9 protein-coding genes are annotated in these 10,331 nt (G+C 37.2%); 1 reads left to right on the top strand and 8 read right to left on the bottom strand.

The window, feature by feature from the left end; translation table 11 throughout:
* Positions 1-43: 43 nt before the first annotated feature.
* The 5 genes from QGM71_RS20805 to galU form a co-directional block, all read right to left on the bottom strand.
* On the bottom strand, positions 44-829 hold the full coding sequence (locus tag QGM71_RS20805; RefSeq protein ID WP_327609470.1) for a glycosyltransferase family 2 protein: 786 nt from the start codon (positions 827-829) through the stop codon (positions 44-46).
* Between the two features lie 33 nt (positions 830-862).
* Positions 863-1,996, bottom strand: coding sequence for a glycosyltransferase (locus QGM71_RS20810; protein ID WP_327609471.1), 1,134 nt, complete (start codon positions 1,994-1,996; stop codon positions 863-865).
* Positions 1,997-2,009: 13 nt separating this feature from the next.
* Entirely contained in the window at positions 2,010-3,146 is a 1,137-nt protein-coding gene (locus QGM71_RS20815; RefSeq protein ID WP_327609472.1) for a glycosyltransferase, read from the bottom strand.
* Positions 3,147-3,344: 198 nt separating this feature from the next.
* On the bottom strand, positions 3,345-4,652 hold the full coding sequence (locus QGM71_RS20820; RefSeq protein WP_327609473.1) for a UDP-glucose dehydrogenase family protein: 1,308 nt from the start codon (positions 4,650-4,652) through the stop codon (positions 3,345-3,347).
* 12 nt (positions 4,653-4,664) lie between these two features.
* Positions 4,665-5,552 (bottom strand): UTP--glucose-1-phosphate uridylyltransferase GalU, encoded by an 888-nt coding sequence (galU, locus tag QGM71_RS20825; RefSeq protein WP_327609474.1) that lies wholly within the window; start codon positions 5,550-5,552, stop codon positions 4,665-4,667.
* Positions 5,553-5,779: 227 nt separating this feature from the next.
* On the opposite strand from galU, the gene QGM71_RS20830 reads away from it, so the two are divergent.
* Positions 5,780-7,093, top strand: a complete 1,314-nt coding sequence (locus QGM71_RS20830; RefSeq protein ID WP_327609475.1) for a nucleotide sugar dehydrogenase — start codon at positions 5,780-5,782, stop codon at positions 7,091-7,093.
* A gap of 53 nt (positions 7,094-7,146) precedes the next feature.
* On the opposite strand, the gene QGM71_RS20835 is transcribed toward QGM71_RS20830, so the two are convergent.
* From QGM71_RS20835 to QGM71_RS20845, 3 genes are all read right to left on the bottom strand, one after another.
* Positions 7,147-8,607: an APC family permease gene (locus QGM71_RS20835; protein WP_327609476.1), complete on the bottom strand. Its 1,461-nt coding sequence runs from the start codon at positions 8,605-8,607 to the stop codon at positions 7,147-7,149.
* A gap of 122 nt (positions 8,608-8,729) precedes the next feature.
* The gene (locus tag QGM71_RS20840; RefSeq protein ID WP_327609477.1) at positions 8,730-9,185 is read right to left on the bottom strand and encodes a hypothetical protein; all 456 of its coding nucleotides are present in this window, start codon (positions 9,183-9,185) and stop codon (positions 8,730-8,732) included.
* Positions 9,186-9,935, bottom strand: a complete 750-nt coding sequence (locus QGM71_RS20845; protein WP_327609478.1) for an acyltransferase — start codon at positions 9,933-9,935, stop codon at positions 9,186-9,188.
* Positions 9,936-10,331: the final 396 nt, after the last annotated feature.

Below are 10,331 nucleotides of genomic sequence, written 5' to 3' on the forward strand. Positions count from 1 at the left end.
AAAATGACACCGCCTAATTCTTCACAAGTGCTTACAGTATTTTTTAACTGTTTCTTCGTGAAACCTTATATTTAATTCTATTTCTGATACCTCTGCTAGCGTAATTAAAAAAATACCAGATGCTTTTTAACAGGTTCTTTTTTTCAATCTGCCGGTAAACATACCATTGCCGTTTCGCTGCTTTTAATTTATTGCTCGAAATGGAGTTTTCCACCGAGCGGTATTTAGCTAACACCTCTGGGAGCCCATAAGCCCGAAAACCCATCTTTGTAATCGTCAACCAATAGACATAGTCCTGTCGTGTTCTGATGTTAACCATTTTTAAATGTCCGATTTTCTCTCTGTCAATCATTACTGTCAGACAGCCAATCACGCAGTGTTTCATTAAATCATTGTACCCTACTGATTCCGGTGCTTTGGAAATTGCATTTCTTAATGTACCGTCCTCTTCTATACGTCTATACTTTGTAAATGAAAATGCGATATCTTTTTCCTGCATAAAGTGTAATTGTTTTTCTAATTTTTCTGGGTACCATAAATCATCACTATCGAGAAATGCTATATACTGACCTGTAGCATGTTCCATAGCGGCATTACGTGCTACCGCAGATCCACTGTTCACTTCATGTACTATCAGCTTAATCCTGCTGTCATCTTCCTGATATCTTTTTATAATTTCTACCGTATCATCTGTTGAACAATCGTCGACCAGTATCATTTCCCAATTAGGATAAGTTTGTTCCAGTACCGATTCTATCGTTTGTTTAATAAATCTTTCTGCATTATAAGCAGGTGTTATAACTGAAATTAACGGGGGTTTATTTTTCAAATTATCAGCCCTATTCTTTTCATACTAACCAATTTAGTTGTACTTTAGTAATTGGTCATACCATGTAATCAAGTTTTCTTCTTGGGTGTTCCAATTCAGTTCTTCCAAAACAGCTTGCTTTCCGTTTTGGCCCATTTTTTTTGCTTCGTCCTGATTATTTCGCAGGTATTTGATAGCTTGTCTTATCTCCGTTTCACTATACGGATCGACTGCAATACCGCACTTATAGGTTTCAATAAATTTCTCCCATACAGGGAAATTGGAGCATATAATAGGAAGTCCTGCGTTCATATATTCAAAGAACTTTGTCAGTTCTTTTTTCATATAATGATCCGTTGGTGGAAACAGTGCCAGCCCAGCCAGCCAGTTATGACTAAGATACCTCGCCTCAATATCTTCTTTCTCAATAAATTGATCAATACCTTCAATTTTCAGGTTATCTCTACGCTCCCCGGCAATCGAAAACATTTCTTCAGCCAAATCGCTTGGACACTTCCCAACGAAATGAACAGAAACAGCCTCGTCGATTAATGGAACTTTCGAATGGATGTGCGCACCTCTAACATAGGACACATTACCAGTATACAATAATTTATCCTCCAATGGTCTGTTATCACGGCGGTGTTCAATAAATTTCTCGTTAATTGTTGGATAGTTTAAGATACGTACCCCTTTGGGATAGATATCTTTATAATATTTCTCAGCGAGACAGAGCTCCATTTTTCGGGCAAAAAACATTTCCATATACTTATACGCTGTCGCTATTACTTTTCTAACCGGCTTACTCATATAACCCTTTTGCATGATACTTGTCACATAATCCTCGTGGATATCATATATAACGACATTTTTCTTCCTTTTTAACAGCCAGCCGACAGGAAGTAATTCTGGGTCATGGAAATGATAAATATCTGCATCTAGTTTCTTTGCCTTTTTATATGCATCCATGGTTCCAAAAATCATTCGTTTTATTCTGTTCGTGTATTTCTTGAGTGTTATATGTTTAATTGGTTTATCTTTTCCTAGGTCATGATCGGCTTCTTGGGCAATCAAGGTCACATCAAAGCCTGCTTTGTGAAGAGATAAACATTCCTTATGATAAATTCGCGGATCATATGGGTGATGCACTGTAGTAAGGTGTACGATGCGCCCTTTAGAAATAGTCATCGCTCATCATCTCCTATCCTCTGCTTCTTTTCTTTATTTCCATCGTCTTAATGAATGTATCTTCGTACTGTTTTACGATCGTTTTGGCATTAAAATCTTTTGCTCGCTGCAATCCTCTTTCAATAATTTGTGCAGTTTCTTCTTTTTTCAATGTTAGCATTTTATAAATATTATCAGCCATTTCGTCAACATCACCGACATTACTGAGCTTGCCAAATTCTCCGTGGTTCAGCACTTCTTCAGCTCCAGGCTTACAATTAGTCGAAACAACGGGAGTGCCTGTTGCTAATGCTTCAGCTAACACATGGCCAAATCCTTCACGAATGGAAGATAACACAAACAGATCTGCATGCTTAAAATAAACATAAGGATTTCGCTGGAAACCGATAAAATAAACGTTATTTTCAATACCAAGTTCTTTTGCCTGGGATTTTAAAGCTCCCTCTAACTCTCCTTCTCCGAGGATTATCAGCTTTGCATTGATTCTGCGACTAACCTTGGAAAATGAACTTAGTAAGGTTTGGTGATCTTTATCTTTAACAAGCCTGCCAGCAGTAATGATGACTTTTGCATCGTCTTCAAAAATAGCTTTATGTGCATCTGCTATTTCTCCTTCTTTCATACTTTGTTCTATACCATCTAGGTCTACTGGATTGTAAATAACCTTAATGCGATGTGGTTTAATTTTATAACGATCTACTATGTTCTCCTTTACCCCTTCAGATAAGGAAACCACTTGACTCGCCATTTTATACAGCATTCCATACACTATTAATTTAATATTTGATGAGAAGTTACCACCTAAATAAGCTGCTTCCCTTACGATATTTTTGGCTCGTGTAAAAGAAAGCAGCTTTGCCAAGATCGCTATTGTATTATAGTTAGGGATCGTACTAAAAACGATGTCTGTCTCCTCTTTTCTAATAACCTTTGCCAAAGGAAGAATAGCAGACCTTAATCGCCTAGTATTTAACTTTATAAATTTTATGTCAGATTTTAAGTATTCCTCATAATTACCATTATAATTTAATGTTACCAAAACAGGGATGAATTTTGAACGGTCTAAGTTATTTATAATGTTTAAGAAGGTTCTCGCTGCACCCCCAGCTCCCATTTGGTAAATAAAAAAAACCACTTTTTTCTTTTCCACAGCATTCAGCCTTCCCTTAAATACGCAATTCTTTAAAATACGAATAATACTCACGGCATTATACCATAGCAAGCTGAATAAATAAATTATCGAAATCATTAAGATAATAATGGAATAAAGCCAAATTTTATAACGTGTAACGGTTAATAGTGGATCTATTTTAAAAAGGAAGTCACTGACTGACTCCCTTTTTAAAAATTACCGTTTAATGGTTGGGCGCCCTATGGAGTGATACTCCAACCCGCTTTTAGATGCATCTTCTAATTCGTAACAATTTCTCCCATCGAAAACTACTGGTTCGACCATATATTCTTTATAATTTTCTAATGGAAACTCTTTAATTTCTTTCCACTCTGTTAAAATAATGGTGATATCTGTTCCCTTTATTGCGTCCACTATATTTGAATAGTAGTTTAATTCATCAGACAAGATACTTTTGGCGTTTTCAGATGCAACAGGGTCATAAACATTTACAACAGCCCCTTCTTCAAGGAGTTTTTCAGTCACTAATATGGACGGGGCTTCCCGCATGTCGTCTGTATTAGGTTTAAAGGCTAAGCCTAATACTGCAACTTTTTTCCCTTTTATGTCAGGAAAACGATCGGCAACCTTATCAACGATAATTCCCCTTTGCCTGTCATTCAAATCTACTACGCTTTCCAGTATAGGCATATCATAATTTACGTTCTTCCCTATAGATATAATTGCCCTTGTATCTTTCGGGAAACAGGATCCTCCATAGCCTATACCTGCGTTTAAAAAGGCATTCCCAATACGTTTATCCATTCCCATGCCTGCAGCAACATGATCAATGTTTGCTCCAATTTTCTCTGAAAGATTTGCCATTTCATTTATGAAACTGATTTTTGTAGCTAGAAATGCATTTGACGCGTATTTAATCATTTCCGCACTTCGAAGATCTGTTTTTACGATAGGCAAATGAAATCCAGCATTTACTTTTTCAAGCGCTTCTAGTGCTTCTTCATCGTCTGAACCTATGACAATTCTATCTCCGTTGAACGTATCATACACCGCAGATCCCTGACGAAGAAATTCAGGGTTTGAAGCAATCTTAAGATGCACATTTTTAATTAAGTTTGATTTTATAAGTTCTTTTATATGTTCATTTGTCCCCACCGGTACTGTACTTTTGGTAACAATAATAATGTCATTTTCGAGGTTTAGCGCTATATCTTTACTAGCTTTATTTATATATGTTAAATCAGCTGATCCATCTTCCCCCTGCGGAGTACCAACAGCAATGTAAACCATTTGTTTGCCCTTGAGCCCTTTTTTATAATCAGTGGTAAAGTCTAGATTACCTGCTTCGATATTTTTTTGAAGAAGTTCTGTTAAACCTTCTTCATAGATAGGACTTATCCCTTTATTTAATGTGTTTACTTTATCTTCATCTATGTCAATACAAGTTACGTTGTGACCAAGTTCAGATAAACAGACACCTGTAACCAGTCCAACATATCCGGTTCCTATTACCACTATATTCACTACTATCCACTCCTAATCCTTACTTAGGGACTCCAACTTTTGTTCCATGTAAGCTTTGATATCATCATGCAGATCTTCACGATTTAACGCGAAGTCAATCGTCGCCTGGACAAATCCTAATTTCCCACCTATATCATATCGTTTACCTGTGAAATTATATGCCAGTACCTGTTCGATTTCATTTAATTTTTTGATTGCGTCTGTTAATTGAATTTCTCCATCTTTACCTGGCTCCTGATTCTCCAGAATAGTAAATATATCCGCTGAGAGTACGTACCTTCCCATAATTGCTAAGTTAGATGGTGCATCTTCCTTTGCGGGTTTTTCCACTAATGTTTCAATAGCATTGATAGAAGAGCCAAAATCCTTTGTAGTCAACGGTTTTATAATTCCATATTTTGACACATCTTCTTCTGGCACATCGTGTACACCAATTATTGATGTTTGATATTTATCATAAACATCAATCAGTTGCTTCAGACAAGGTTCGTCTGATTCTACAATATCGTCTCCTAGAAGAACAGCAAAGGGTTCGTTCCCTACAAAACTATGGGCACAAGCAATTGCATGTCCAAGTCCTTTTGGTTCTTTTTGTCTAATATAATGGATATTAGCCAGCTTTGAAATGGATTGCACCATTTCAAGCATCTCCATATCGCCTTTTTGAGCAAGTTTTTCTTCTAATTCATATGAGGTGTCAAAATGATCTTCGATTGCTCGTTTTCCTCGACCGGAAATAATAATTATATCCTCTATACCTGAAGCAACTGCTTCTTCCACAATATACTGAATCGTTGGTTTATCTACAATTGGCAGCATTTCTTTTGGCTGTGCTTTCGTTGCTGGTAGAAATCGTGTACCTAGTCCAGCTGCTGGGATAATTGCCTTTTTTACTTTCATGGTTGTTAACTCCTCCATTATATAGATGCTGGAAATCAAACTACCTTTTTCACTCTACTAAATAATTTTATCATAAGGTTTGTCACTATCCAATTTTATCGATAACAATAAATTAATGTAATAAATCGTCAATCATTGTATAATAGTAATTGCTATACTATATTTTATATAGTTGTATAGTATTCTCCATAGAATTTAATCTACGGACAAAAGGCAGGCTAAATGACATGAGTTTATTTGAAAAAATACAATTAAGAGAAGAAAAAATAGCTGTAATTGGCTTAGGTTATGTCGGACTTCCACTAGCTATCGAATTTGCCAAAAAATATGATGTCGTCGGATTTGATGTGAATGCAGGGAAACTGGATAAATACTTAAGTGGTGTAGATATTACGGATGAAGTTGGAGATGAAATGGTTCGTAACACTACAATGAAATTTACAAGTGACGAAACAGTTCTTAAAGGATGTAAGTTTCACGTTATTGCAGTTCCAACTCCGATCAACACAGATAAAACACCTAACCTGAATCCAGTAATTAGCGCCAGCGAAACGGTAGGAAGGAATTTAACTAAGGATTCTATTGTTGTTTATGAATCGACTGTATATCCTGGTACTACGGAAGAAATCTGTATTCCAATACTTGAAAAGGTATCTGGATTGAAATATGGCACTGATTTTAAAGTTGGTTATTCTCCAGAACGGATAAACCCTGGCGATAAAGTAAATACATTAACGAAAATTATTAAAATCGTATCGGGATCTGATGAAGAATCGCTTCAAGAGATTTCCAACGTGTACAGCTCCATTATCGAAGCGGGTGTGTTTGAAGCTGAATCCATAAAAGTTGCTGAGGCTGCAAAAGTAATTGAGAATTCCCAACGGGACATTAATATTGCTTTTATGAACGAGCTATCCATGGTATTTAACAAAATGGATATTAACACAAAAGCTGTTCTGGAAGCTGCCGGAACAAAGTGGAACTTCCTAAAGTTCACTCCAGGCCTGGTAGGCGGGCACTGCATCGGTGTTGATCCATATTACTTCACATATAAAGCTGAACAACTGGGATATCATTCCCAAATTATCTTATCCGGTCGGAAAATTAATGATGATATGGGAAAATATATTGCTAGTAATATCATTAAAAAAATGATTAAAGCCAAACAAGAAATAGATGGCGCAAGAGTCGCTATTCTAGGTCTTACATTCAAAGAAAATGTGGGCGATGTTCGAAATACGAAGATTGTTGATATTATTGACGAACTTAAAGAATATGGTGTAAACGTACTAGTACATGATCCAGTTGCAGAAACGAAAGCTGTATATCAAGAATATAACATCAGCCTAGTCTCTCAAGAAGAATTAAACGATCTTGACTGTGTAGTACTCGCGGTCCCTCATGATGAGTTTAAAGAAACCTTTACTATTGATGTGTTAGATAGAGTATATAAAAACGAAAAGAAGGTCCTTGTGGATGTAAAGGGGATCTATGATAGAAAAGAATGTGAATCAAAAGGCTATTCCTACTGGAGCTTGTAATTCTAAGACTAAAAGCCCGTTAGACATATTGTCTAACGGGCTTTTAGTTTAATTCAGTCTCTATTCTTCGCCACAATTTCTTTATTCCCCAAAATAAGGTAATTCAACTCTTCTTTTGGTATCTCGTTAAACTCTTTTCGTTTAACAAAGTAGAAAATAATACCTAAGAGAATCCAAGCTCCTAATGCTATTCTTGATTCTACCCCGAGGAATGCGGGGGAGCCAGGTATGAGCAGAAGTCCAAGAAATGTTAAACTTGCCAGCATACCAACCAGAGCGACTGATTTCTTGAATGGAGACAGGGAATGCTTGTTCGAGTTAAAGTTTTCGTCCTTTTTCCGTCTGAATAATGTGAACGCAGTATAACAGGTATAGAAATAAGCGATCGTTACACCAATTGAAGACATGTCTACTACCCATAATAACGCGTCTCGGCCAAACCATGGTGCAAACATGGCTATGATCACTGTAAATATAATACCTACGTAGGGTGTTTCGTATTTAGGATGCAATTTTGAAAAGGCTGCAGGTAAAATCTTAGCACGGGACATGGCGAATAACAGACGGCTGGATGAAATAATAAAGCCGTTTAAGCCTGTAAATATTCCCATTGTCAGGGCTGTAACTAACATGATTAAGCCCATTGTTCCAAGTAATTCCTGAATAGCTGCACCGGTACCCCATACATGCTGCTCAGCTACTAGTTGTTGCCATGGCTGAGTCATTGCTGTAGCAATGATCATAAGGCTGTACAGAACAGCCGCAAAAAATATTGCAAGTATAATTAATAGGAAGGCTTTTTTAGATGAAAATTTAAATTCTTCGGCAGCCTGTGGTATATTGTCAAATCCGACATATGCCCAAGGCGCTATCGCGACGATGGAGATAATCGCGGCAATAGCTGTCGTTTCTGCTGGGAAATAAGGCTGGAGATTGGATAGTCCTGCTCCGGGTTGACTGCCTACCATAAAGGTAAGTGCTACTATACTGAGGATCATGATGCTGCAAAACACAAATTGCATGCGACCTGATATGCCAGTTCCTCTCATATTGAGGAAGCCGAACACCCCTAATGCTACAGAGGCTATTATAATTTCCATTCCATAGACATCCCAACCAGCAATTTCGTATAAGTGGAGATTTTCGATTAGTGCCGGGAAAACAAATTTAAACATTAAAGCAAATGCTGAGGCGTTGAGTGCAACGATACATATATATCCGAGTGTTAAAAACCACCCGCTGATAAATGCATGTTTACGTCCTAGACTGATAAACGCATAGGCAAATTCCCCACCTGATACAGGAAAGCTTTTTATTAAAAATCCATAACTCACGGCTATGAGCATCATTAATAATGCACCAATTCCAAAGCCCAGAATAACTCCTAAGGGGCCCGCTGATGCCATCCATGTGGTAGGTTGTACAAATGCACCCCAACCGATAGATGATCCGAGGGCAATTGCCCAGACCCAATGAGCCTTTAATGATTTTTTCAATGTCGTTCGTTTCTTCATGATTGATCTCCTTTTTAGTTGATTCGAAACAATTCTCTCTCCTATGCGGTGTTTTAATGGATATCGTCTGTCACCTGTTGAAATTATAGCAAAAAACAAACAGGCGAACAATTTGGATATTCCTATGCATAGAAGGGAATAGGAAACGATTCAGGCGTATTTTTACCGTTTTGTTTTCTCCCTAAGTAATTATGAATGTTTTCGGGTGATTTCCGGGAGGTTTGGCTGAACTTGGCGTTTAGATATAGTCCTAAGATCTGTTTCTGCTTGCTTTTTTGTCCGTATAGAATATATGCAAGAATGAATACAGCTGGTGTGAATGTGACCTTCCATATAAGTGTGTCTTGAACATGTGCTAGGTCCACCCTTGTCATTATTATTCGAATTACTTCCATTACAAATACATGTGACACGTAGATCCCGACAGCGTTTGCACCAATTTTCGAGACAAATGTATTTTTCCCCAGATTGTTATGCTTCATTATCGCTAGGAGCAAAACAAAAATTAGTGGAATTGTCATCAGAAAGTAATTCTGTTCATTTCCTTCCCAAACTCTGAGTGTGACGTAGCCTTCCATTTATTGGGCTGCAGCTAATAAAAGGAGCAGGATGGCATACAAAAATGTGGGGACTTTTACAGCTATCTCCCTTATTTTCTGTGCATAAGCACCCATTATCCCGCCAAGCGAAGTATAAAATAAACCAAAGAACAGGGCGTCCCGTGTGTTTACAGTTACTTCATAAAAGGATGAGTAGGACTGGCCAAATAGCCCAAAAATATTCAGTCCTAAGCTTATGATTACTAAATATGGCAATAATTTTAACTTCATAAAGATAAATAAAATTATCACCGACCAGATGAGTGCAAGCAGGAACCATAAGTGATATTGCGAGTGACCCGCACCATAATAGATGAGATCAAACGTAAATATGTTCGCTGCATAATCGATGATCATAGTTTGTAATGCCGGAGCTGTTTTCTCTGTTTCAATAAATTTAATAGACAGATCAAATAAAAAGTAAAACACAAACCATGCAAACCAGAGTTTAACGAGCTTGATTGTATATTTTCTAAAATAGTCCAGTTGGGGCTTCATTGTTTCTCTTGGGTGCTTTTGCGCAATCTCCTTCATTCTCTGTACAAGCAAATAGCCTGACGCTACGAAAAAGAACGGTACAGCAAAACGGGCTAGTGTATCTATTACAAAGTCCACATCATCCCCATGTATGCCTCCTATCTGAACACCTCTTACTGTTCCAGTATGGATAGCTACAACTGCAAGTATTGCAAAAAATTTAATAAAATCTAAACTGTAATTACGCTCCATTGCTGTCCACTTCCTTTGGTGTGCTAACTAGTAGCTAATTAGAATTACCTCTTTTTGTCTGTTATCAAACCTGTATATTTCTTTTTATAGCTGTTCGTTGAGCTTGTACATTCGTTGGGTATGATAGCTTGATGACTTATTTTTAGAATCCGCTTCGTTTTTCAGATGGCCTTCTGGTAAGAACGCATACGTAGTTCGATAGGTGAAGTGTTGTTATTATCGTCCAATTTAAATTACAGAATTTAAAGCGAGAAAGCCCACTTCTTCAGATGTGTGATGAATCGCTTTTGTTTGAAATAAAAAAGCAATATCAAGACAAACTGACGTTCGGTTTGATATAATAAGTAGTATAGGAGGTGTGAATAATGCCAACAATTTCGTTGAAACTAGAGCTTT

Source organism: Virgibacillus tibetensis, assembly GCF_036026595.1.
In the GTDB taxonomy this organism is placed as follows: domain Bacteria; phylum Bacillota; class Bacilli; order Bacillales; family Amphibacillaceae; genus Virgibacillus_P; species Virgibacillus_P tibetensis.